The sequence below is a fragment of the Mycobacterium sp. NPDC003449 genome (genome assembly GCF_053588415.1).
Genome location: NZ_JBSFPX010000113.1, coordinates 1 through 23089 on the forward strand (window position 1 = coordinate 1; position 23089 = coordinate 23089).

Here is a 23089-nt window from a genome sequence, read left to right on the forward strand (position 1 = left end):
AGCAGACGCGCAGGTACCCGGTACGACGCCGTTCCGGGTACCTGCGCGTCTGCTCGGCACGGTCAGGCGACCCACCCGGACACTCAGTCAGGCGGTCAGCAGTGGGGCCATCCAGCTCAGCTCGGCGGGCAGCTGCGAACTCCAGAAACCGGCGTCGTGGCCACCGGGCGAGAAGCCACCGGCCGGCGGATCGGGCAACTGCGCGATGAACTGTTTGGTCGCCGAATAGAACGGATCGCTGTTGCCGCAATCGATTCGGATCGGGATCGAGCCAAGTGCGGGCTGCTCCCAGACACTGTTGGTGGCATAATCCTCGGCGCTGTCGAACGCGCCGGGTGCGGCCGCCCCCGATGAGGTCCACAGCGCCGGGCTGACCGCGCAGATCGCCGCGGTACGGGCCGGGCCGAGCCGCGACCCCAGCAGCAGCGCCCCGTAACCGCCCATCGACCAACCGAGAAAGGCCACCCGCGAGGTGTCCAGACCCTGCTGACCCAACAGTGGGATCAGCTCATCGAGCACCATGGCGCCGGAGTCCTCACCGGATGTCCGCTTGTGCCAATAGCTTCCGCCGCCGTCGACCGCGACCACGGCGAACGGGGGCAGGCCGGCGGCGACCGCCTCGGCCAGCCCCTGCTCGACACCGCCCGCCATCACGCCCGCGGCATCCTGCCCTTTGCCGTGCAGCGCGATCACCGGGTGCAACGTGCCGGTCTGGCCGGGCGGGCGGGCGATCGCCCAATTGGTGTCGACGCCACCACGTGCGGCGGACACGAACGATCCGGTCACATAGGTGGGCGCGGCGGTCGGGGGTGCCAGTGGCGCAGCGGGACTGGTCAGTGCCACGGGGGCGGATCCGAGGGCGTAGGCGCCGGCGGCGCCGGCGGCCGCACCGACACCGAGGCGCATCACGGCGCGACGGCTCAAGTTGGGCATGCGGGCTATCTTGCCATCGTCATAGAGGCATCGGCCAATGGCGCTATGACCAGGAAAACCTGAGCAAAGGCTGATGATTGGCCGAAAGCCCGATGCGAGACCGGACTGCCTGGCAGCATGTTGAAAGTGACGGCAGCGGTCACTCCCAAGGGAGAGCGTCGGCGGTATGCCCTCGTCAGGGCGGCCGCTGAATTGCTGTCCGAAGGCGGCTTCGACGCCGTACGGCATCGGGCCGTGGCCCGGCGGGCCGGCCTGCCGCTGGCCTCGACCACCTACTATTTCTCCTCTCTCGACGACCTCATCGTCAAGGCCGTCGAGTACATCGGGACCCGCGAGGCCGAGCAGCTGACCGCCGGCGTGGCCGCACTGTCCCGGCGCCGCCGCGGTGCCGAATCGACCGCGGACGTCCTGGTGGACCTGCTGGTGGGTGAGTCGCCCGAAACCCGCGGCACCGAGGAGCTGATCTCGAGGTACGAGCGCTATATCGCCTGCGCCCGTCAACCCGGCCTGCGCGATATCCAGCGGCGCATCCTGCAACAGCGGGCCGACGCCGTCGTCGAGGTGGTGGAGCGGTCGGGACGGTCGGTGCGGGCCGAACTATTGACCGCCCTGGTGTGCGCGGTCGACGGAGCCGTGGTTGCATCGCTTGTGGACGCGGGTGAGGGCCCAAGGGCCAACGCCCGTGCGACGCTGATCGAGGTGCTCGACGTGCTCGCGCCGGTCGATGAGAGGGTGGTGCGCGTCTGACGAACGGAGGAGGGGGAATGTCGCAATCTGAACGCGTTGCGCAACAGCCGGAATTGAAACGGGTGATGGGCCCTGGCCTGCTGTTACTGTTCGTCGTCGGCGATATCCTCGGCACCGGCGTATACGCCCTGACCGGGCAGGTCGCCAAAGAAGTCGGCGGTGCGGCCTGGGTTCCCTTCCTCGTCGCCTTCCTGATCGCCACCGTCACCGCGTTCAGTTATCTGGAGCTGGTGACCAAGTATCCGCAGGCCGCTGGCGCGGCCCTGTACGCGCACAAGGCTTTCGGTATCCAATTCGTCACCTTCCTGGTCGCCTTCATCGTGATGTGTTCCGGAATCACGTCGGCCTCAACGGCTTCCAGGTTCTTTGCGGCCAACTTCTTCACCGCGTTCCACTTCAGCTGGGGCAAGGCCGGTGTGGTGGTGCTGGCGCTGGTGTTCATGGCGTTGCTGGCGATGGTGAACTTCCGGGGCGTCGGCGAGAGCGTCAGGCTCAATGTCGTTCTCACCTTCATCGAGATCACCGGTCTGCTGCTGGTGATCCTGGTCGGGTTGTGGGCCTTCACCGGAGGCGCTGCGGACGTGGACTTCTCCCGCGTCGTCGCCTTCGACACCGCGGCCGACAAGGGCACGTTCCTGGCCGTCACCACGGCCACATCGCTGGCGTTCTTCGCCATGGTGGGGTTCGAGGACTCGGTGAACATGGCCGAGGAGACCAAGGATCCGGTGCGCATCTTCCCCAAGGTGCTGCTGTCGGGCCTTGGCATCGCCGGCCTGGTCTACGTCGTGGTGGCGATCGTCGCGGTGGCGCTGGTTCCGGTCGGGGTGCTCGCCGCGAGCGAGACCCCGCTGGTCGAGGTGGTCAAGGCCGGCGCACCGGGGCTGCCGATCGAGGACATCCTGCCGTTCATCTCGATGTTCGCGGTGTCCAACACGGCGCTGATCAACATGCTGATGGCCAGCCGGCTCATCTACGGCATGTCGCGCCAGCATGTGCTGCCGCCCGTGCTCGGCGCGGTGCACCCGACCCGGCGCACGCCGTGGGTGGCGATCGTGTTCACCACGCTGATCGCGTTCGGCCTGATCTTCTACGTCTCGGCGTTCGCCAACAGCAACGCGATCGCGGTGCTCGGTGGGACCACGTCGCTGCTGCTGCTCGCGGTGTTCGCGATGGTCAATATCGCGGTGCTGGTGCTGCGCCGCGACGTCCGGGCCGAGGGCGGGCATTTCAAGACGCCGACGGTCCTTCCGGTCATCGGGTTCTTCGCGTCGGCCTATCTGGTGCTGCCGTTCTCCGGCCGGCCGGTGCAGCAGTACATCCTGGCCGGGATTCTGGTGGTGATCGGCATCCTGCTGTTCGGGCTGACCACGCTGATCAACCGTCAGCTGGGCATCCGCGGGGCCGGTATCACCGACCCGACCCACCTCGGCGAAGCGCCCTAGAATCCGGCGCGCAACCGCTCGATCCTGTTGTGCAGGAGCGCGGTTCGGTGCGCGTTGCCGTCCAGTTCGATATAGCGGTCGGTGAACAGCGCGAGCAGTGAATCGTCGAGGCGCCGCACCGCCCCGGCCGGGAACCGGTAGTCCATGGCGCGGTTGACGGCGTCCTCGTCCACGGAGTCGAGCACCGCGGTCAACTCGTCCAATGAGGTGATGCCGAGCTCGAGCAGCAGGCCCGAGATCCAGCCGTAGTGGTCGGTGCGCGACCAGCCGGCGTCGGCGTAGCGGTTGCCCAGATAGGTGGCGAGCACCGGTGTGGCGATCCGAGAATCCGTCGAGAACTCGGTTTCCGTCTCGGTCATGGTGCTGCGCAACCGATCCCGGATCCCGGTGAACTCCCGGTCGGCCAGCTCAAGCAGCCCGGCCGCCAGGGTGAACCGCCGGTCCAGCTCGGTGACATGGGCGGCCGGGATCGACCCCTTGTAGCGGACGTCGTGCTCGAACTCGGCCCAGGCGTGTTGCAGGACGGTGCGCACCTGAATGGAGGCGGGCTGCTGCTCACCCTCGACACCCACCAGCAGGTGCCGGCTGGCGTAGCCCCACCGGCCCTCGCGGGCCGTCTCCAGTCCCATATCGCGGTCATCGAGCAGCCGCATCTCGTCGGCGAGCAGATTGGCCACGGCGTCGACGTCGTCGCGCAGATAGGTGATCACCCGCAATCCCACCTGATCGGTGATCTCCACCAGCGGGTCGGAGTACAGCCGCTGGCCGTCGGCGGTGCGCCGGTCGACCTTCTCGGCGAACGAGGCCACCGATTTGGTCCTGGCGGTGATGCTCAGGTAGTTGATGCCGGCGTCGTCGAGCAATGAGGTCACCAACTCGACGTAGCGGTCGGTCGCGGCCACCAGGGCGGGCCGCCGGGCGGCGAACTCGGCGACGGCGGCCGTGGGCGCGGACGGTGTCGACGGCTTCGTCGTCGGGGTTTCGGCCGTTTCGCGGGCCGCCGCGACACGCGGAAGGCGGTCCTGCGGCAACGACGGGGTGACGATGTAGCCGGAGGCGAAGTCGCCGTAGATCGTCACATCCTCGGGCCGGTGGTACCAGTACAGCGCGATATAGGCGCACAGCACGGCGTCCACGGGATCCTCATCGCGGTCGAGTTGCCCGGGCCGGGTGGCGGCCTCAACTCGTTTGCGCAGCTCGACCCACGCGACGCTGCGGTTGGCCCGCAGCCGTGGGGTCGCCGCGTCGAGCCCCTCGATATGGTCCATGAGCGTGAGCAGGTCGCGACGGCGGTCGTCGAACCCGCCCCGCTTGTACTTGAGCGTCTTGTCCAGCCCGAACAGGACGATCGTCGCCGGATGCGGGTAGACCTCGATGGCCCGCCGGCCCGACGACGAGGCCGGATCCATATCCAGGTCGAGTGCGGCGGCGATCCGCGCACCACGCGGGTGTTTGAACTCGGGCCGTTCGGTGAACGCCGGGCGGGCACCGGCGTCGAACCGCTGGAAATCCCGGTTGAACACCTTCTCCGCCGGCCGGTGCCCGGTCTCGTTGGCCACGATCAGCGGAGCGTCGATGGCGACCAGGCAATCGCCGCGGACAAACGGCTTCACCGCGGCCGCGATGTCCTCGTCATCCTGCGCTACGCCCACGTGGAGCAGGCGCCCGTCGGCGTCCACCGCCGCGACGCCGGTCTGGTTCTTCTCACCCCACGCGAGGTCGAGTCCGACGAAGTGCATTCCTCCACTGTCTCATTGGTGTGCCCGCCCGGCCCGTAAGCTGTGTGTTCGTGACGATTCCAAATGTTCTGGCCAATCGCTACGCCAGCGACGAGATGGTCGCGATCTGGTCGCCCGAAGCCAAGATCATCGCCGAGCGCCGGCTGTGGCTCGCGGTGCTGCGCGCCCAGGCCGAACTCGGGGTGGCCGTCCCCGACGGGGTCGTCGACGATTACGAGCGGGTCATCGAGGACGTCGACCTGGCCTCGATCGCCGCACGTGAACGGGTGACCCGTCACGATGTCAAGGCCCGCATCGAGGAATTCAACGCGCTCGCCGGCCATGAGCACGTGCACAAGGGTATGACCAGCCGCGATCTCACCGAGAACGTCGAACAACTGCAGATCCGCCGCTCACTGGAACTCGTGCACGCCCACGGTGTGGCGGTGGTGGCCCGGCTCGCCGAGCGGGCCGTGGTGTACCGCGACCTGGTGATGGCCGGCCGCAGCCACAACGTCGCCGCGCAGGCCACCACGCTGGGCAAGCGGTTCGCCTCGGCCGCCGAGGAAACGCTGGTGGCCCTGACCCGGCTGCGCGAGCTGATCGACCGCTACCCACTGCGCGGGATCAAAGGGCCGATGGGTACCGCCCAGGACATGCTCGACCTGTTCGGCGGCGACGTTGAGCGGCTGGCCGAGCTGGAGCGGCGAATCGCCCAATTCCTCGGTTTCACAGAGGTTTTCACCAGCGTCGGCCAGGTATACCCGCGCTCGCTGGACCACGACGTGGTATCGGCGCTGGTCCAGGTGGGCGCGGGCGCGTCGTCGCTGGCGCACACGATCAGGCTGATGGCCGGGCACGAACTGGTCACCGAGGGCTTCGCACCGGGACAGGTCGGCTCGTCGGCCATGCCGCACAAGATGAACACCCGCTCATGTGAGCGGGTCAACGGCCTGCAGGTGGTGCTGCGCGGATACGCTTCGATGGCCGCCGAACTGGCTGGGGCGCAATGGAACGAAGGCGATGTGTTCTGCTCGGTGGTACGCAGGGTCGCGTTGCCGGACGCGTTCTTCGCGATCGACGGGCAGACCGAGACGTTCCTCACCGTGCTAGACGAGTTCGGCGCGTACCCCGCGGTGATCCAGCGGGAACTGGACCGCTACCTGCCGTTCCTGGCCACCACCCGGATCCTGATCGCGGCCGTGCGGGCCGGCGTCGGCCGGGAAGCCGCCCACGAGGTGATCAAGGAACATGCCGTCGCCGTTGCACTGGCCATGCGCGAAAAGGGCTCGGAGCCGGATCTGCTCGATCGGCTGGCGGCCGATCCGCGGCTGCCGCTGGACTGGGCGGCCCTCGAGGCGGCGCTGGCCGACAAACAGGCGTTCACCGGCGCCGCCGGGGCCCAGGTGGACGGCGTCGTCGCCGCCGTCGAAGACCTGGTGGGGCGCTATCCCGAGGCCGCCAAGTACACCTCGGGTGCCATCTTGTGAGCTTGGCGGATCTGACCGATCTGGATAATTTCGCTCATGGGTTTCCCCATGAGTTGTTCGCGGCGCACCGCCGCGACGCCCCGGTCCACTGGCATGAACCCACCGAGCACACCCCCGACGGCGAAGGCTTCTGGTCGGTGGCGACATACTCCGAAACGCATGCCGTACTGCGGGATCCGGAGACATTCTCCTCGGTGACCGGCGGTGGGCGGCCGTACGGCGGCACCCTGCTGCAGGATCTGACCATCGCCGGCCAGGTGCTCAACATGATGGACGATCCGCGGCACTCGCAGATCCGCAGGCTGGTCAGCTCCGGCTTGACCCCACGGATGATCCGGCGGGTCGAGGACGATCTGCGGGCAAGGACGGGCCGGCTGCTGGACGCGGTGGTGCCCGGCGAACCGCTCGACTTCCTGGTCGACGTGGCCGCCGAGCTGCCGATGCAGATGATCTGCATTCTGCTGGGAGTTCCAGAGTCCGAACGGCATTGGCTGTTTCGGGCGATCGAACCGCAGTTCGACTTCGGGTCGGCGCGCAGCGGCACGGTCGGCCAGCTGTCGGCGCAGGAGGCCGGTACCCGGATGTACACGTTCGGGCAGGAACTGATCGCCGCCAAACGCGCCAACCCGACCGACGACATGCTGTCGGTGGTCGCCAATGCCACCGATGCCTCCCTATCGGATCTGGAGCTGTACCTGTTCTTCAGCCTGTTGTTCAGCGCGGGCGCCGAGACCACCCGCAACGCGGTCGCCGGTGGCCTATTGGCGTTGATCGACCATCCGGCTCAGTTGGCGGTATTGCGTTTGGACGTGTCGCTGCTGCCGACCGCGATCGAGGAGATGGTGCGCTGGACGTCTCCGTCACCGTCCAAGCGGCGCACGGCAACCCGCGCGGTGTCACTGGCCGGCTGCGATATCGGGGCCGGGCAGAAGGTGCAGGTGTGGGAGGGTTCGGCCAACCGCGACCCGCTGGTGTTCACCGATCCGGACACATTCGACATCACCCGTAAGCCCAATCCGCACTTGGGTTTCGGTTACGGCATCCATTACTGCCTCGGAGCCAATCTGGCCCGGCTGGAGCTTCGCGTGCTGTTCGAGGAATTGCTGGCCCGTTTCGGTGCGGCCCGGCTGGTGCGACCCGTCGAGTGGACCCGCAGTAACCGGCACACCGGCATTCGGCACCTCGTGGTCGAACTGGGGGAGTGACGTTCGCGTGATCCTGTCGGCCGAGTCAACCGCGCGATCGTGAGGCCGGACGCGTTCGCCGCAGTGATGGCGACGGGAATCGTCTCGGTCGCGGCGGCCGACCACGGATACCGCCGGATCAGCGCGGCGCTTGCGGCGCTGGCCGCAGTGTTCCTGGTGGTGCTGATCGCGGCCGCGGTGTACAAGCGTTTCGACTTCGGCGACCTGTCCGACCCCGGCGTGGTACTGCGGTTGTTCACCTTCGTCGCGGCGTGCACGGTGCTGGGCACACGGCTGGAAGGCTGGCCCGGCGTGCCCTGGACGATGGGTGCTGTCGCGCTGCTCGGTTGGTTGATCCTGATGCCGCTGGCCATTCGTAGCATGTGGACGCGGGGCTGGACCTGGCTGCGCACCGAATCCCGGGGCGGGTGGGAGCTGGCGAGCGTGGGGACCTCGGGGTTGGCCACCGTCGCCGCCGACCTGCGACTGCTATCGGTCGCGGTGCTCCTGTGGGCGCTGGCGATCGCGGTGTATCTGGTGATGACGGCGCTGATACTGATGCGGGCGTTCGCCGAGCGGCTCGATCCGCGTGGCTTCGAACCCGACAGCTGGATCCTGATGGGTGGGCTGGCCATCGCCACCCTCGCCGGCGACCACATCCACCACGCCGGGCAGGCCGCCGACTGGCCGGCCGTCGCGCTGGCGCCCGTCGAGACGGTCACGGTGCTCACCTGGCTCGGCGCGAGCGTGTGGCTGGTGCCGCTCGTCTACTTCCTGGTGTTGCGGATGGCCCGGGTGGCGCGCAGTCTGCGGTTCGCCGGCCTGTGGTGGGCCATGGTCTTCCCGCTCGGCATGTATTCGGCCGCGACGCACACGATGTGGGTGGAAACCGGATGGCCGGCAATGGAATCCTTATCGCTGGCGTTTTTCTGGATCGCGCTGGCAGCATGGCTGTCGGTCGGGGTGCTCAGCCTGCGGCGGCGAACGCCTAATCTCGGGTGATGGACTCAGGCCGCGATGACCATCTCCGAGTCTCGAACGCCGACCGGGCGAAGGTAGGGCAACTGCTGGAGCGTGCGGTGGCCGAAGGCATGATCACCCTTGACGAGTTCAGCGAGCGCTACGACGCCGCGCTCGCGGCCCGCACCCGCGGCGACCTGAACACCGTGCTGGCCGATCTGCCGCTGACGGGACCATCGGCGCAACGGGTGGCCGTGACGCCCGAGGTGCTGCGTGGTCGGATGACCTCCATCGTGCGCCGCGGGCAATGGACGGTCTCGCCGGCCCTGCAGCTGAACACCCGGCTGTGCACCACCACCCTCGACTTCACCTCGGCGATCCTGCCGGGGCCGGTCGTCGAGGTCGTCGTCGACGACTACTGCAGCTCGACCGAGCTGATCGTGCCCGCTTCGGCCACCGCCGACCTCAACGGTGTCGACGCGGTCGCGGGTAGCGCGACGGTCAAGGTGCGGACCAGCCCGCCGTCGCCGCAGCTGCACCTGATCGTGCGCGGTCGGGTGCGGATGGGGTCGGTCACCGTGCGGCATCCGTTCGGAAGCTGGCTGCGGCGCCTGCACGGGAGTTGACGGCCAACCGGATCTCGGCGATCACCCGCTGCGGGTACTCGGTGAGATCCAGCCAGGTGAACCGCAACACCTGCCAGCCCAGCAGTGCGAGTTCGTTCTGCCTCACCCGGTCGTGCTGGAAGGCCTCCTGGTCGTGGTGGAAGGCCCAACCGTCGGTTTCGATGGCGATCTTCTCGTCGCGGAAGGCTACGTCGATCACGTACCGGCCGACCCGGTAGTTGGCCTTCCACCCGGTGATCCGGGCCTCTCGCAGCAGTTTGACCAGCACCCGTTCGGCCTCGGAACGGGCTCCGTCGGCCGCGGCCTGCAGCAGCCTGCGGGCGGCAGGGGAACCGTGCCTGCCCTTGTTGCGCAGGTGTACCCGCCACAGCTCGCGCAGCTCCACGTGGCGTTGTAGTGCGGAGTCCATGAGTTTGGCGCCGCCGCGCCGGGCCGCCGCCTCCACGACGGTCAGCGGCAGCGCCGTCACCCGCAGGCCGCGGCGCTCCACGATGTCGCGGGGATCGAGGTCACGGCGGCGGAGGCGAATACCGTGCCGCTGCGGGTGATGGCCCGTTCGAGGGATGGTGACCTCGACGGTGTCGGGCGGGTACCGCGTCACCTCGTGCCACCACGCAGCCGCCAGGCCGCTTGCTGTCGCGTTCGGCCCCGCCGACCACACCGCGGCCCGGACCCGGGCTGAATCGGTGAACGGCCGATCGTCGGCGAAGTACACCCCAGGTGAGCAGCGCAGCCATTTCCCGGACCGGACCCTGCGGTAGACCGCCTGCTTGCTCAGCCCAGCCTCCCGTGCCTGGGCCAAGGTAATCACGCCATCGTGGTCACGCAGATAGTCCTCAAGCACATTCGATTGGACGGGTGTACCCGCCAAACGGTTCCCACTCCCGTGATTTCGGTGCGTCTAGTAACGGTGGGCGTTACTGATTGCGCCGAAATCACGGCGCAGGCGCATACCGGCCGAGCGGAGTTCGAGGGCGGCCAGGCCACGGATGGCCTGCTGGTCCTGGTGGCGCCACGCGCCAACGGGATCGTCGGTGACAGCCGTGAGCCTGGCCAACGGCCGGTTCGCCAGGGCCCGCAGTGCCAGCAACTGCTCACCCGCAGCGGTCGAGGCCAGCGTGATCGCGGTCCATTTGCGCCGGAAGAACCGGATCCGCAGATACAGCCACGGCATCGCCACGAACAGGATCGGTGCGGCCGCCACTGCCAGGGCCAGCACCCAGGCCAGCCAGCCTGCGGTGGTGTCGAGGTTCTGGCCGGCCCCGGCGATGTCGAGCGCGGCGTCGCTGGCCGCCCGCAACGGCTTGCTCAAGGAGTCGCCGACCAGCGGGATCCCGTCCGCGCTGTCGCCCGCCGAGCTCAGGTTCCCGGAGACGCCGCTGGCACCGTCCTGGACCTGTCGGCCCACCTCGGCGATGGTGGCGACCGCCGAATACACGGCAGTGCCGACCAGCACCCACACCACGACCCAGATCACCATGGCGATATCGCTGAGCAACTGGGCCAGCAATCGGCCGGGTCTGGTGGCGTAAGGGAGGTACCGCGATCTCATGAAAGCGATCCCAACACATAGGCTGGCCCGATGCGCCCCGCTCTGTCCGACTACCAGCACCTGGCCAGCGGCAAGGTCCGCGAGCTGTACCGCATCGACGATGACCACCTGCTCTTCGTGGCGACCGACCGGATTTCGGCCTACGACTACGTCCTGGAATCGGAGATCCCCGACAAGGGCCGGATCCTGACCGCGATGAGCGTCTTCTTCTTCGATCTGGTCGATGCTCCCAACCACCTGGCCGGCCCCCCGGACGATGAGCGCATCCCCGAGGAGGTGCTGGGCCGGGCACTGGTGGTGCGCCGGCTGAAGATGCTGCCGGTGGAGTGCGTGGCCCGCGGCTATCTGACCGGGTCGGGGCTCATCGACTACGAGCAGTCGGGATCGGTGTGCGGAATCCCGCTCCCGCCGGGTCTCGGGGAGGCCAGCCGGTTCGCCGAACCCCTGTTCACCCCCGCGACCAAGGCGGACCTGGGCGAGCACGACGAGAACATCGCATACGAGAAGGTGGTCGACCTGGTCGGCCCGGCGCTGGCCGATCAGCTCAGGGAACGCACGCTGCAGACCTATCTGCAGGGCGCCGAGCACGCCCTGGCCAGGGGCATCATCATCGCCGACACGAAATTCGAATTCGGTGTGGACGGCGCGGGCACCGTGGTGCTGGCCGATGAGGTGTTCACCCCGGACTCGTCGCGCTACTGGCGGGCCGACTCCTACCGGCAGGGCGTGGTGCAGGACAGTTTCGACAAACAGTTCGTGCGCAACTGGCTCACCGGAGCGGACTCCGGATGGGATCGTCACGGTGACGCGCCACCGCCGCCGCTGCCCGAGGAGATCGTGGCAGCCACCCGGGACCGCTATGTCGAGGCGTACGAACGGATCTCGGGCCTGCGCTTCGCGGATTGGATCGGCGCATGAGCCCCGCGGCCACCCCGCCGGTAGCCAAGCGCGACAACCACCGGAGGGAACACCACGGCGACGTGTTCGTCGACCCGTACGAGTGGTTGCGCGATAAGGACGACCCCGAGGTGATCGGCTACCTGGAGGCCGAGAACGCCTATACCGAGCAGGTGACCGCTCACCTCGAACCGTTGCGGCAGAAGATCTTCGACGAGATCAAGGCCCGCACCAAGGAGACCGATCTCTCGGTCCCGACCCGGCGTGACCTCTGGTGGTACTACGCGAGGAGTTTCGAGGGCAAACAGTACGGGGTGCACTGCCGGTGCCCGGTCACCGACGCCGACGACTGGACCCCGCCGACCTTCGACGAGCACACCGAGATCCCCGGCGAGCAGGTGTTGCTCGACGAGAACCTTGAGGCTGACGGCCACGAGTACTTCGCGTTGGGCGCCGCCTCGGTAAGCCTGGACGGCAACGTCCTGGCCTACTCGGTCGACGTCAAGGGCGACGAGCGATACACGTTGAAATTCAAGGACTTACGTACCGGCGAGCTGTACGAGGACACCATCGTGGGCATCGGCGCCGGTGCCACCTGGGGGGCCGACAGCCGCACCCTCTACTACACCACCGTCGACGACGCCTGGCGGCCCGACACGGTGTGGCGGCACCGGCTGGGCTCCGGGCTGACCTCCGAGAAGGTGTATCACGAACCGGACGAACGGTTCTGGGTCGGGATCGGCCGCAGCCGCAGCAACAAATACGTGTTCATCGCCTCGGGCAGCGCCGTCACCACCGAGGTCCGCTACGCCGACGCCACCGACGGGCACGCCGAGTTCACCACGGTGTGGGAGCGTCGTGACCTGGTCGAGTACGACGTCGAGCATGCCGTGGTCGGCGGCGAGGACCGGTTCCTGATCCTGCACAACGACGGTGCGGAGAACTTCACCCTCGTCGAGACCCCGGTGAACGACCCCAACGATTTTCGGACGCTGATCGCCCATCGCGACGATGTGCGCCTCGACGCCGTCGACGCGTTCGACGGGTTCCTCGTGGTCAGCTATCGCAGTGATGCGCTGCCGAAGATCCAGCTCTGGCCGGTCGACGACAACGGCGGCTACGGCCGACCCGACGAGTTGACCTTCGACTCCGAGTTGACCGCCGCCGGGCTCGGCGGCAATCCCAACTGGTCCACCCGGAAGCTGCGGATCGGGGCCACCTCGTTCGTCACCCCGGCCCGGATCTATGACCTGGACCTGGCCACGGGTGAACGCACGCTGTTGCGCGAACAGCCCGTGCTGGGCGGCTACCGGCCGGAAGAGTATGTGGAGCGCCGGGATTGGGCGACGGCGCCGGACGGGGCTCAGGTGCCGATCTCGATCATCCACCGCGCGGGTCTGCAGTTCCCCGCCCCCGCGCTGCTGTACGGGTACGGCGCCTACGAATCGTGCGAGGACCCGCGGTTCTCCATCGCGAGGCTGTCCCTGCTGGACCGGGGCATGGTGTTCGTCATCGCGCACGTGCGCGGCGGAGGCGAACTGGGCCGGCCGTGGTACGAGCACGGCAAGCTGCTGGAGAAGAAGAACACCTTCACCGATTTCATCGCGGTGGCCGAACATCTCATCGCCGCCGACGTCACCCGTCCGCAGAACCTGGCGGCGCTCGGCGGCAGCGCGGGCGGCCTGCTGATGGGCGCGGTGGCGAATATGGCGCCGCAGCTGTTCGCCGCGATCCTGGCTCAGGTGCCGTTCGTCGACGCGTTGACCACGATCCTGGATCCGTCGCTTCCGCTGACGGTGACCGAGTGGGACGAGTGGGGGAATCCGCTGGAGGACCCCGAGGTGTACCGGTACATGAAGTCCTACTCGCCCTACGAGAACGTCGTGGCCCAGGACTATCCGGCGATCCTGGCGATGACCTCGCTCAACGACACCAGGGTGTATTACGTCGAACCCGCCAAATGGGTTGCCGCGCTTCGTCATGCCCAGCATGATTCGGCGACCGACGGCCACAAGGTGTTGTTGAAGACCGAGATGGTGGCCGGGCACGGCGGGCTCAGCGGACGCTATGAACGGTGGAAGGAGGCCGCCTTCCAGTACGCCTGGCTACTGGCCGCCGCCGACCATGACCACCACGGCAGCGGCCAGGTAGAGAGCCTCTTCGGCGGTCCGAACGTCTAGGCGCGCGGTCATCGATTTCGGCGGGGCGGGCATCCGGGCCGCGTAGACGTTGGCCGGGAACATCGCCAGCATCAACAGGAACAGGCAGGCCGCTGCGGCCACCCGGGTGGGTGGGAAGAGCAGGCCCGCCGCGCCCGCCAGTTCCAGCACCCCGGTGACGGTGACCAGGAGGCCTGGCGCGGGCAGCCGGGGCGGCACGATCGCGATCATGTCCCGCCGCAGCGGGTTGACGAAGTGGGCGACGCCGGTCGTGATGAACATCGCGGCCAGGCCGACGGCGATGGCGCGGGGCCAGCTGTCCACATAGTCCACCCCGAGCAGGCCGACGAGCCTGGCCACCCCGCTGCCCAGCACGAGCATCAGAAACACGACCATCGGATCCCCTTATCTTGTCGGTGTCTAGATTGCAATATAGCGCCGATCTAGTCGCTGTCAAGATGGTGGGTTATCATGTCCGCATGGGCTATCACCACGGCGATCTCAGGGCCGTGATCCTGGCGCAGGCCGCGACCCTGGTCGCCGAGCGGGGGGCCGACGGCATCTCGCTGCGAGAACTGGCGCGCGCCGCCGGGGTCTCGCACGCCGCACCGGCACACCATTTCACCGACCGGAGAGGGCTTTTCACCGCGATGGCGGCCGAGGGGTTCCGGTTGCTCACCGAGGCCCTGACCGGGGCCCGCCCCCAGTTCGTCGACGCGGCAAAGGCCTACGTCACATTCGCCCTCGAGCACCCCGGCCACTACGCGGTGATGTTCGACAAATCGCTCTACGACGACACCGACCCCGAGGTGGCGGCCGCATCGTCGGCGGCATACGCCGAGCTCAACCGTGGTGTCGGCACGCTCGTCGACGTCAAGGCCAAGAATGACCCGGAAGGGGCCGCACTCGCGGCATGGTCACTGGTGCACGGGTTTTCGCTGCTGTGGCTGAACCGCGCCGTCGACACCGCGGGGGACCCGGTGGCCACCGTCGAACGGCTGGGCAAGATCCTGTTCGACGGTCAGGTGCGGTAGCGTCGGGCCCGTGAGCCTCAACGACATTCCGCTGACCACCCTCGACGGCACACCGGCCACCCTGGCCGAGTTGACGAACGGCCCCGCGCTGGTGGTCAATGTGGCCTCGAAATGTGGCCTGACCCCGCAGTACAGCGCGCTGGAGAAGCTGGCTCAGGACTACGGCGACCGCGGCCTGACCGTCATCGGCGTCCCGTGCAACCAGTTCATGGGTCAGGAGCCGGGGACCGCCGAGGAGATCCAGACGTTCTGCTCGACCACCTACGGCGTCACGTTCCCGCTGTTGGCCAAGACCGACGTCAACGGACCCGACCGGCACCCGCTCTACGCCGAGCTCACCAAGGCCGCCGACGCCGACGGCGAGGCCGGCGACATCCAGTGGAACTTCGAGAAATTCCTCCTCGCGCCCGGCGGCGCGGTGGCCAACCGGTTCCGGCCGCGCACCGCACCCGACGCGCCCGAGGTGATCGCCGCCATCGAGGCGGTGCTGCCCGCATAGCGCAGCGGTATCGCCGAATGGACACTCTGCGGCCGAGTGTTCGAAACCGTTGCGACACGTGACGTTGCCACACTGGGAACGTGACCGGACAACTCATCGTCTCGATATCGCAGATCAGCGATCGCACGTTCGACGATGTCGCGTCGTTCTGCGCCGAACTCGACTCCCGCGGGGTGCCGGCCTCCTATCTGGTGGCCCCGCGGCTCAAGGGTGGATACCGGCTGGATCGGGACACGTCGACCGTCGAATGGCTCACCGCGCGGCGCGCGTCGGGCGACGCGATCGTGCTGCACGGATACGACGAAGCCGCCACCAAGAAGCGGCGCGGCGAGTTCGCCAGCCTGCCCGCGCACGAGGCCAACCTGAGGCTCATGGGCGCCGACCGGGTGCTGGAGCACCTGGGCCTGCGGACCAGGCTTTTCGCGGCCCCGGGTTGGACCGTCTCGCAGGGGACGGTGGTGGCATTGCCGCGCAACGGCTTTCGGTTGCTGGCCGGGCTGAACGGGATCACCGATCTGGTCCGGCAGACCACGATCCGGGGGCGGGTGCTCGGCATCGGGGAGGGCTTCCGCACCGAACCGTGGTGGTGCCGGACGCTGGTGCTCTCGGCCGAGCGGACCGCCCGTCGCGAGGGGATGGTGCGGGTCGCCGTCGCGGCCCGGCACCTGCGCAGGCCCGGCCCGCGGCAGGCGATGCTGGACGCGGTCGACCTCGCTTTGCTGCACCGCTGTGAGCCCTCCGTCTACCGTTGGCAACCGTATCCGGTACTGACCGACGTGGCCTGACTCGCGCTAGTCTTGCGTCTCATGGCAGACGCCGATGTCATTGTCGTGGGAGCCGGTCTGGCTGGGCTGGTAGCCGCGTGCGAGTTGGTTGAGCGCGGGCACCGGGTGCTGATCGTGGATCAGGAGAACCCTGCCAACCTGGGCGGGCAGGCCTTCTGGTCCTTCGGTGGGCTGTTCTTCGTCGACAGTCCCGAACAGCGCAGGCTCGGTATCCGGGACAGTCAGGAACTCGCCCTGCAGGACTGGCTGGGCACCGCGGGTTTCGACCGGCCGGAGGACCATTGGCCACGGGAATGGGCGCACGCCTATGTCGACTTCGCCGCGGGCGAGAAGCGCAGCTGGCTGCGGGCCCGCGGGCTGCAGACGTTCCCGCTGGTCGGCTGGGCCGAGCGGGGTGGTTACGACGCGCGCGGGCACGGCAATTCGGTGCCACGCTTCCATATCACCTGGGGCACCGGGCCTGCGCTCGTCGAGATGTTTGCCCGCCGGATCCGCAACAGCGTGCGGGTGCGGTTCGCCCACCGTCACCGTGTCGACGAGTTGATCGTCAACGAAGGGATGGTCGCCGGGGTCAGGGGTGCGGTGCTGGAGCCGAGCGATGCGCCTCGCGGAGTGGCATCCTCACGAAAAACCGTCGGCGAGTTCGAATTCCGTGCGTCGGCCGTGATCGTGGCGAGCGGCGGTATCGGCGGCAACCAGGAGCTGGTGCGCAAGAACTGGCCGGAGCGGATGGGCCGGGTGCCTGGGCAACTGCTCAGCGGTGTCCCTGCGCACGTGGACGGGCGGATGATCGGGATCGCCGAGACCGCGGGCGGGCACGTCATCAACAGCGACCGGATGTGGCACTACACCGAAGGGATCACCAACTACGATCCGGTCTGGCCCGACCACGGCATCCGTATCCTGCCTGGACCTTCACCACTGTGGTTGGACGCCAACGGAAAACGGCTTCCGGGGCCGCTCTATCCGGGATTCGACACCCTCGGCACTCTCGAGCACATCTGCCGTACCGGGCAGGACTACACCTGGTTCGTCCTCAACGCGCGGATCATCGCCAAGGAATTCGCGCTGTCCGGCCAGGAGCAGAATCCCGACCTCACCTCCCGCAGCGTGCGTGACGTGCTGTCCAGGGTGAAGCCGGGGGCGCCTGCGCCGGTGCAGGCGTTCGTCGACCGCGGTGTCGACTTCGTCAGCGCACATTCCCTGCGGGAGTTGGTGTCTGCGATGAACACCGTCCGCGATGTGATCCCGCTCGACTACGCCACGGTGGCGGCCGAGGTGACCGCGCGCGACCGTGAGGTGGCCAACCGATTCACCAAGGACGGGCAGATCACCGCCATCCACGGCGCGCGCAGCTACCTGGGGGACCGGGTCAGCCGCGTCGTCGCCCCCCACCGCCTCACCGACCCCAAGGCCGGCCCGCTGATCGCGGTCAAACTGCACATCCTGACCCGTAAATCGTTGGGCGGGTTGGAAACCGACCTTGAATCGCGGGTGCTCAAACCCGACGGCACGGTGTTGGGCGGGCTGTACGCGGCCGGCGAAGCAGCCGGATTCGGCGGCGGCGGGGTGCACGGTTACCGCTCCTTGGAAGGCACCTTCCTCGGTGGGTGCATCTTCTCCGGACGGGCCGCCGGGCGGGGTGCGGCCGGCGACATCGCCTGAAGGTCCGCTGGCGATCAGAACTCGGTGCCGTTCTCCGGGTCAAGAACCTGGAAATCGGTGCTGGTCATCTCGGAAAGGCGCCCGTAGTAGGCACCGTAGGCGTTCGGCGCGAGGATGCCCTGGTGGATCGGGACCGCCCTGGCCGGGGCCACCGCACGCAGGAAGTCCACCGCCTCGGAGATCTTCATCCATGGTGCCGCGGCGGGTGTGGCAAGCACGTCGACCGGTTCGCCGGGGACGAACAGGGCATCGCCGGGATGCATCAACCGGGACGGATGTTCGTCGTCGCCCAGCAGATACGAAATATTGTCTATCACAGGGATTTCCGGGTGGATCACGGCATGCCGCCCGCCGACGCCGCGCACGTTGAGTCCGCCGACCCGGAACTCGTCCCCGACCTGGACCGGGCGCCACGGCTCACCGAGTTGCGCCGCGGTCTGCGGATCGGCGTACAGCGCCGCCTGTGGGTTCGCGGCGATCAACGCGGGCAGCCGGGTGGTGTCGGCGTGGTCGGGGTGCTGGTGGGTGATCAGGATGGCCGACAGCCCGGTGATCCCCTCGAATCCGTGCGAGAAGGTGCCGGGGTCGAACAACACCGTGGTGTCCGAAAAGCCGGCGAGAAGGCAGGAATGTCCGAAGTGCGTCAATTGCATACCTACTATTGTGGCGCTCAGTGGGTGGATTCATGAGGGTGATCTGGGCGATGTTGCTCGCGGCCACGGGATTGGTCGCCGCGCCCGGTTCGGCGTGGTCGGATCCGCCCGACTGTCCACCGATGTGCGACCGGATCCCGGCATCGGCCTGGATCGGCGCGTCCGACATCCCGCTCAACCGCGAATACCGCTGGCCAGGGCTGGCTGGACTGGCCGTGACGACGACGTCTCCCCGGTTCCGGTTCGAGGACGACTGCGCACTGCCTCCGCTGCCCGCCGACGACCGCGCATATGCCGTGACCGCTCGTGCCGTCGTCGACCATCCCGAGGGCGATTGGCAGCTGCAGGCCCAGGTGATGCACTGGCGCGGCGAAACCTGGCGGAGCGGGCAGATCGCGGTGTCGGCCGTACAGGTCGCGGCGGGGGCGCTACGGGCCTGCCAGTTGACCGCGCCGGAGAGCTCACCGTCGGTGACCACCGACCAGCCGGGCCGGCTGGCCGGGGTGGTCAGCATCGACGGCCGCCGGGTTCTGCGCCAGTATCTGCTGGCCGATCCGGACAACAGCACCGTCGTGGAGCTGGCGATGTGGTCGACGACGCCGCCCCGGGTCGCGTGGCCCGCGGTACCCGACAGCCGGGTGCTCGATGCGATGGCCGCGCCACTGTGCACGGCTTACATCGGGTCGTGCCGGTAGAGTGAGCGCCGTGGCAAAGGTGGTTGTGCACGTCATGCCCAAGGCCGAGATTCTCGACCCGCAGGGCCAGGCAATCGTCGGGGCGCTCGGGCGTCTCGGCCATGGCGGTATCTCGGACGTCCGGCAGGGTAAGCGTTTCGAGCTCGAGGTCGATGATTCGGTGGCCGACGAGACGCTGGCCGAGATCGCCGAATCCCTGTTGGCCAATACCGTTATCGAGGAGTTCTCGGTGAGCCGGGAGGAGCCGTGAGCGCCAGAATCGGCGTGATCACCTTCCCCGGCACGCTCGACGACGTCGACGCGGCCCGGGCGGTGCGGCTGGCCGGGGCGGAGGCGGTCAGCCTGTTCCACGCCGACGCCGATCTGCACGGTGTGGACGCGGTCGTGGTGCCCGGTGGCTTCTCCTACGGCGACTACCTGCGCTGCGGGGCGATCGCGAAATTCGCGCCGGTGATGGGTTCGGTGGTCGACGCCGCGGGCAAGGGCATGCCGGTGCTGGGCATCTGCAACGGCTTTCAGGTGTTGTGCGAGGCCGGACTGCTGCCGGGTGCGCTGACCCGTAACGGCGGACTGCACTTCGTCTGCCGCGACGTGTGGTTGCAGGTGGCCTCGGCATCGACGGCGTGGACGACGCGCTACGACGCGGGCGCCGACCTGCTGATCCCGCTGAAGTCCGGGGAGGGGCGCTACGTGGCCTCCGAGGCGGTGCTCGACGAACTCGAGGGCGAGGACCGGGTGGTGTTCCGCTACCGGGAGAACCTGAACGGGTCGATGCGCGATATCGCCGGGATCTGCTCGGCCAACCGTCGCATCGTCGGGCTGATGCCGCACCCCGAACACGCCACCGAGCCGTTGACCGGTCCGTCAGATGACGGGCTCGGCTTGTTCTACTCCGCGCTGGACGCGGTTCTCTCGGTGTAGACCGCACCGCGAGCGACCACAGACGTACGCAAATTGCGGCGTGTCGGCGTACAGACACGGTCGCTCGCGGTGCAAAAACTAGGTAGTGAGGGCGACCGAGGCCTCGGCGGTGTAGCACAGGAACGTCATGGTCTCCTGCATGTAGAGGTTGACGGTCTCGGCGTCGTGGGACAGGTAGCCGATCGCCACATCGGTGCCCAGTTGCAGATCGAAATCGCCGCCCCGCGTGGACAATACGAACGCACCGTCGATCGCGGGCGCCCAGATGATCTCGCCGTCCACCAGCCGGTTGAGGTGTTCGCGGATCGGGTAGCCGTGGGCGGTGGTCTCGCTGACCTTGGTGTAGACGTCGGCCGATAGCAGCACGCAGTACGGCCCGTCGACACCGGCCAGCCGCAGCTCCGACAGGGCCTGGGCGATCACGTCGGGGATCTCGCGGGCATCGTCGGGCAGTGCGAGCGCCGGGTTGGAGCTGGAACTGCGGATGCCCTCGATCGAGGCCGCCGAATAACCCTCGAAGATGGCCCGGTCCTCGATGAAGGCCAACTTCTTGGCCGCGTCCTTCACCGGATCCCAGTCGGAGTCCTGCGATCCGCGTTCGACGTCGTCGATGTCGCGGCGGGCCACGGTGAACGGCACCCGCAGCTGCACCAGCGGCTTGGCGGCGCGCAGGTAGGCGAGCACGCCTTCGCCCGGCGGATCGACGTCGAGCAGGTGGCCGGTGCTGATCGCCGCCGTCACCGGACCGCTCGGCTCGCTCACGTCGACCACCCGCCGGCCGGCGATGTGACGCTTGAACGTGCGAGTGGCCTCCAATTCGATTTCGGCCCAGGCGGCCTCGGTGATCGGGGCAAGGTCGCGGTACAGGTTGTTCATCAACGGGTTCCTTTCAGACTGCCGATACCGAGTGAGCCGTTGTAGCTGACCGGGGTAGCCGCCGGCACCTCAGGGAAATCCTGTTCGTCCGACGGGAGTGCGGGTGGATCATCGAGAAAGTCGATGGTGGGTGAGAAGAACAATCCACCGGTGACCGCGGTGGAGAAATCCAGGATCCGGTCGGTGTTGCCGACCGGATCACCGATGAACATGTTGGTCAGCATCCGCTCGGTGACCGCGGGCGTGCGCGAATACCCGATGTAGTACGTGCCGAATTCGCCCTTGCCGATCTCACCGAACGGCATGTTGTGCCGGATGATCTTGAGTTCGTTGCCGTCCGCGTCCTCGATGACGTTGAGCGCCACATGGGAATTGGCCGGCTTCACCGCATCGTCCAGCTCGATGTCGTCGAGTTTGGTGCGCCCGATCACCCGCTCCTGCTCCTCGGTCGACAGCGAGTTCCAGGCACCCATGTCGTGCACGTACTTCTGCACGTGCACATAGCAGCCGCCGGCGAATTCGGGGTCCTCGTCGCCGATCTGGGTGGCATTGAGTGCGACGGCACCGTTCGGGTTCTCGGTGCCGTCGACGAAACCCATCAGGTCACGGTTGTCGAAGAATTTGAAGCCGTGGACCTCGTCGACGACGGTGATCGCACCGGCCATGGCGTCGGCGAGTTTGGTGGCGAGCTCGAAGCACACATCCATCGATTCGGCCCGCAGGTGCCACAGCAGGTCTCCCGGGGTGGACGGGGCCTGATGGCGCGGACCGTCGAGCGGGATGAACGGGTGCAGCTCCGCCGGGCGCGGGCCGGAGAACAGCCGGTCCCACGCATCGGAGCCGACGGAGACGATCGCGGAGAGGTGTTTGGTGGGGTCACGGAATCCGATCGCGCGGACCAGCCCCGAGATATCGGCCAGGGCGTCGTGGACCGTCGCCTCCTGTCCCTCGTTGATCGTTGCGACCATGAAGACGGCAGCCGGTGTCAGCGGGGCCAGTACCGGCTGGGGCTGTGGTGCGGGCACATGTGGACCCTAACGCGGCGCGCCGCGAAATCCCGGTCAAGATAGAGATATGGCAGCCAGCCCCCAGCACCTGTGCGAGTTCATCGACGCGTCGCCGTCCCCGTTCCACGTCTGCGCCACCGCGGCGCAGCGGCTGGTCGAGGCCGGTTACACCGAACTGGCCGAAACCGACGCGTGGCCGGCCTCGGGGGGCGGGTTCTTCACCGTGCGGGCCGGTTCGCTGGTCGCTTGGCGGGGCGGTGACGGGCCGTTTCGCATCGTCGGGGGCCACACCGACAGCCCCAACCTGCGGGTCAAACAGCATCCGGACCGGGTCGTCGCGGGCTGGCAGGTGGTGGCGCTGGCGCCCTACGGCGGTGCCTGGCTGAACTCCTGGCTGGACCGCGACCTCGGCATCAGCGGCAAACTGTCGGTGCGAGTCGGAAACACCGTCCGTCATCTCCTGGTCCGGATCGACGACCCGATCCTGCGGGTGCCGCAGCTGGCCATTCACCTGTCCGAGGACCGCAAAGGGGTCAGCCCCGACCCGCAGCGCCACGTCAACGCCGTGTGGGGGCTGGGGGAGCGCCCGCGGTCCTTCATCGGCTTCGTCGCCGAGCGGGCCGGGGTGGAGCCGGATGGGCTGCTCGGTTTTGACCTGATGACCCACGACCTGACACCGTCGGCGGTCACCGGTGCGGGCGGCGAGTTCGTCAGCGCACCCCGGCTGGACAACCAGGCCACCTGCTACGCCGGGCTGGAGGCCTTCCTGGCGGCCGACGCCGGTACCCACACCCCGGTGCTGGCCCTGTTCGACCACGAGGAGGTGGGCTCCACCTCCGATCACGGCGCACAGTCCGAACTGCTGCCGACCGTGCTGGAGCGGATCGTCCTGGCCGGGGGTGGCGATCGGGAGGATTTCCTGCGCCGGGTCGCCGGATCCATGATGGCTTCGGGGGATATGGCCCACGCCACCCATCCCAACTACCCCGACCGCCACGAACCGGGCCACCAGATCGCGGTCAACGCGGGTCCGGTGCTCAAGGTGCAACCCAACCTGCGCTATGCCACCGACGGCCGCACCGCCGCGGCCTTCGCGCTGGCCTGCGATCAGGCCGGGGTGCCGCTGCAACGTTACGAACACCGCGCCGACCTGCCGTGCGGATCGACCATCGGCCCGATGACCTCGGCGCGCACCGGCATTCCGACGGTCGACGTCGGGGCCGCCCAGCTGGCCATGCACTCGGCC

24 protein-coding genes are annotated in these 23089 nt (G+C 68.0%); 16 read left to right on the forward strand and 8 right to left on the reverse strand.

Annotated elements, in window-relative coordinates:
- Positions 1 to 87 precede the first annotated feature (87 nt).
- Positions 88 to 933, reverse strand: a complete 846-nt coding sequence (locus ACWDTP_RS24515) for an alpha/beta hydrolase (RefSeq protein WP_450024577.1) — start codon at positions 931 to 933, stop codon at positions 88 to 90.
- A gap of 117 nt (positions 934 to 1050) precedes the next feature.
- Between ACWDTP_RS24515 and ACWDTP_RS24520 the strand changes: the two genes are divergently transcribed.
- The gene (locus tag ACWDTP_RS24520) at positions 1051 to 1680 is read left to right on the forward strand and encodes a TetR/AcrR family transcriptional regulator (protein WP_450024579.1); all 630 of its coding nucleotides are present in this window, start codon (positions 1051 to 1053) and stop codon (positions 1678 to 1680) included.
- Between the two features lie 17 nt (positions 1681 to 1697).
- Entirely contained in the window at positions 1698 to 3122 is a 1425-nt protein-coding gene (locus ACWDTP_RS24525; protein WP_450024581.1) for an APC family permease, read from the forward strand.
- On the opposite strand, the gene relZ is transcribed toward ACWDTP_RS24525, so the two are convergent.
- Positions 3119 to 4861 (reverse strand): bifunctional ribonuclease/(p)ppGpp synthase, encoded by a 1743-nt coding sequence (relZ, locus tag ACWDTP_RS24530; RefSeq protein ID WP_450024583.1) that lies wholly within the window; start codon positions 4859 to 4861, stop codon positions 3119 to 3121. The two genes, ACWDTP_RS24525 and relZ, sit on opposite strands and share 4 nt — an antisense overlap.
- Positions 4862 to 4911: 50 nt before the next feature.
- Between relZ and purB the strand changes: the two genes are divergently transcribed.
- From purB to ACWDTP_RS24550, 4 genes are read left to right on the forward strand one after another with little or no spacing between them, the layout of a single operon-like run.
- Positions 4912 to 6330, forward strand: a complete 1419-nt coding sequence (gene purB, locus ACWDTP_RS24535; RefSeq protein ID WP_450024585.1) for an adenylosuccinate lyase — start codon at positions 4912 to 4914, stop codon at positions 6328 to 6330.
- On the forward strand, positions 6327 to 7535 hold the full coding sequence (locus ACWDTP_RS24540) for a cytochrome P450 (RefSeq protein ID WP_450024587.1): 1209 nt from the start codon (positions 6327 to 6329) through the stop codon (positions 7533 to 7535). The genes purB and ACWDTP_RS24540 overlap by 4 nt, the downstream gene beginning before the upstream one ends.
- Positions 7536 to 7574: 39 nt before the next feature.
- The gene (locus ACWDTP_RS24545; protein ID WP_450024589.1) at positions 7575 to 8516 is read left to right on the forward strand and encodes a tellurite resistance/C4-dicarboxylate transporter family protein; all 942 of its coding nucleotides are present in this window, start codon (positions 7575 to 7577) and stop codon (positions 8514 to 8516) included.
- The gene (locus ACWDTP_RS24550) at positions 8516 to 9100 is read left to right on the forward strand and encodes a DUF1707 SHOCT-like domain-containing protein (protein ID WP_450024591.1); all 585 of its coding nucleotides are present in this window, start codon (positions 8516 to 8518) and stop codon (positions 9098 to 9100) included. The genes ACWDTP_RS24545 and ACWDTP_RS24550 overlap by 1 nt, the downstream gene beginning before the upstream one ends.
- Here ACWDTP_RS24550 and ACWDTP_RS24555 read toward each other — a convergent pair.
- Together ACWDTP_RS24555 and ACWDTP_RS24560 are read right to left on the reverse strand one after the other, a co-directional pair.
- Positions 9048 to 9944, reverse strand: coding sequence for a DUF559 domain-containing protein (locus ACWDTP_RS24555; RefSeq protein WP_450024623.1), 897 nt, complete (start codon positions 9942 to 9944; stop codon positions 9048 to 9050). The two genes, ACWDTP_RS24550 and ACWDTP_RS24555, sit on opposite strands and share 53 nt — an antisense overlap.
- A 57-nt stretch (positions 9945 to 10001) precedes the next feature.
- Complete coding sequence (locus tag ACWDTP_RS24560; RefSeq protein WP_450024593.1) at positions 10002 to 10652, reverse strand: hypothetical protein; 651 nt, start codon at positions 10650 to 10652, stop codon at positions 10002 to 10004.
- A gap of 30 nt (positions 10653 to 10682) precedes the next feature.
- Between ACWDTP_RS24560 and ACWDTP_RS24565 the strand changes: the two genes are divergently transcribed.
- On the forward strand, positions 10683 to 11570 hold the full coding sequence (locus ACWDTP_RS24565; RefSeq protein ID WP_450024595.1) for a phosphoribosylaminoimidazolesuccinocarboxamide synthase: 888 nt from the start codon (positions 10683 to 10685) through the stop codon (positions 11568 to 11570).
- Entirely contained in the window at positions 11567 to 13729 is a 2163-nt protein-coding gene (locus ACWDTP_RS24570) for a S9 family peptidase (protein ID WP_450024597.1), read from the forward strand. Before ACWDTP_RS24565 ends, ACWDTP_RS24570 begins: the two co-directional genes overlap by 4 nt.
- On the opposite strand, the gene ACWDTP_RS24575 is transcribed toward ACWDTP_RS24570, so the two are convergent.
- Positions 13655 to 14104, reverse strand: a complete 450-nt coding sequence (locus ACWDTP_RS24575; protein ID WP_450024599.1) for a DoxX family protein — start codon at positions 14102 to 14104, stop codon at positions 13655 to 13657. The two genes, ACWDTP_RS24570 and ACWDTP_RS24575, sit on opposite strands and share 75 nt — an antisense overlap.
- Before the next feature lie 83 nt (positions 14105 to 14187).
- Between ACWDTP_RS24575 and ACWDTP_RS24580 the strand changes: the two genes are divergently transcribed.
- From ACWDTP_RS24580 to ACWDTP_RS24595, 4 genes are all read left to right on the forward strand, one after another.
- Positions 14188 to 14742, forward strand: a complete 555-nt coding sequence (locus ACWDTP_RS24580; protein ID WP_450024601.1) for a TetR/AcrR family transcriptional regulator — start codon at positions 14188 to 14190, stop codon at positions 14740 to 14742.
- A 10-nt stretch (positions 14743 to 14752) separates the two neighbouring features.
- Positions 14753 to 15241 carry a glutathione peroxidase gene (locus ACWDTP_RS24585; RefSeq protein WP_450024603.1) on the forward strand — a complete coding sequence of 163 codons (489 nt, stop codon included), beginning with the start codon at positions 14753 to 14755 and terminating at the stop codon, positions 15239 to 15241.
- A gap of 80 nt (positions 15242 to 15321) precedes the next feature.
- Positions 15322 to 16026 (forward strand): DUF2334 domain-containing protein, encoded by a 705-nt coding sequence (locus ACWDTP_RS24590; RefSeq protein ID WP_450024605.1) that lies wholly within the window; start codon positions 15322 to 15324, stop codon positions 16024 to 16026.
- Positions 16027 to 16047: 21 nt separating this feature from the next.
- On the forward strand, positions 16048 to 17691 hold the full coding sequence (locus ACWDTP_RS24595) for an FAD-binding dehydrogenase (RefSeq protein WP_450024607.1): 1644 nt from the start codon (positions 16048 to 16050) through the stop codon (positions 17689 to 17691).
- 14 nt (positions 17692 to 17705) lie between these two features.
- Here ACWDTP_RS24595 and ACWDTP_RS24600 read toward each other — a convergent pair whose 3' ends face one another.
- Entirely contained in the window at positions 17706 to 18344 is a 639-nt protein-coding gene (locus ACWDTP_RS24600) for an MBL fold metallo-hydrolase (protein ID WP_450024609.1), read from the reverse strand.
- Positions 18345 to 18376: 32 nt separating this feature from the next.
- Here ACWDTP_RS24600 and ACWDTP_RS24605 point away from each other — a divergent pair, with 32 nt between their 5' ends.
- Genes ACWDTP_RS24605 through purQ form a run of 3 tightly spaced genes read left to right on the forward strand, consistent with a single transcriptional unit; the run spans position 18377 to position 19960 of the window.
- A complete protein-coding gene (locus ACWDTP_RS24605; protein WP_450024611.1) occupies positions 18377 to 19039 on the forward strand; it encodes an ATPase in 663 nt (220 codons plus the stop codon).
- Positions 19040 to 19049: 10 nt separating this feature from the next.
- Complete coding sequence (purS, locus tag ACWDTP_RS24610) at positions 19050 to 19289, forward strand: phosphoribosylformylglycinamidine synthase subunit PurS (RefSeq protein WP_450024613.1); 240 nt, start codon at positions 19050 to 19052, stop codon at positions 19287 to 19289.
- Positions 19286 to 19960: a phosphoribosylformylglycinamidine synthase subunit PurQ gene (purQ, locus tag ACWDTP_RS24615; protein ID WP_450024615.1), complete on the forward strand. Its 675-nt coding sequence runs from the start codon at positions 19286 to 19288 to the stop codon at positions 19958 to 19960. Before purS ends, purQ begins: the two co-directional genes overlap by 4 nt.
- 78 nt (positions 19961 to 20038) lie before the next feature.
- Here the strand turns inward: purQ and ACWDTP_RS24620 are convergent, their stop codons facing one another.
- Both ACWDTP_RS24620 and ACWDTP_RS24625 read right to left on the reverse strand, forming a co-directional pair.
- Positions 20039 to 20836, reverse strand: a complete 798-nt coding sequence (locus ACWDTP_RS24620; protein ID WP_450024617.1) for a family 1 encapsulin nanocompartment shell protein — start codon at positions 20834 to 20836, stop codon at positions 20039 to 20041.
- Positions 20836 to 21861 carry a Dyp-type peroxidase gene (locus tag ACWDTP_RS24625; protein WP_450024619.1) on the reverse strand — a complete coding sequence of 342 codons (1026 nt, stop codon included), beginning with the start codon at positions 21859 to 21861 and terminating at the stop codon, positions 20836 to 20838. The genes ACWDTP_RS24620 and ACWDTP_RS24625 overlap by 1 nt, the downstream gene beginning before the upstream one ends.
- A gap of 49 nt (positions 21862 to 21910) precedes the next feature.
- Here ACWDTP_RS24625 and ACWDTP_RS24630 point away from each other — a divergent pair.
- Positions 21911 to 23089, forward strand: a 1179-nt coding sequence (locus tag ACWDTP_RS24630) for a M18 family aminopeptidase (RefSeq protein WP_450024621.1), incomplete at its 3' end; no start/stop codon positions are given.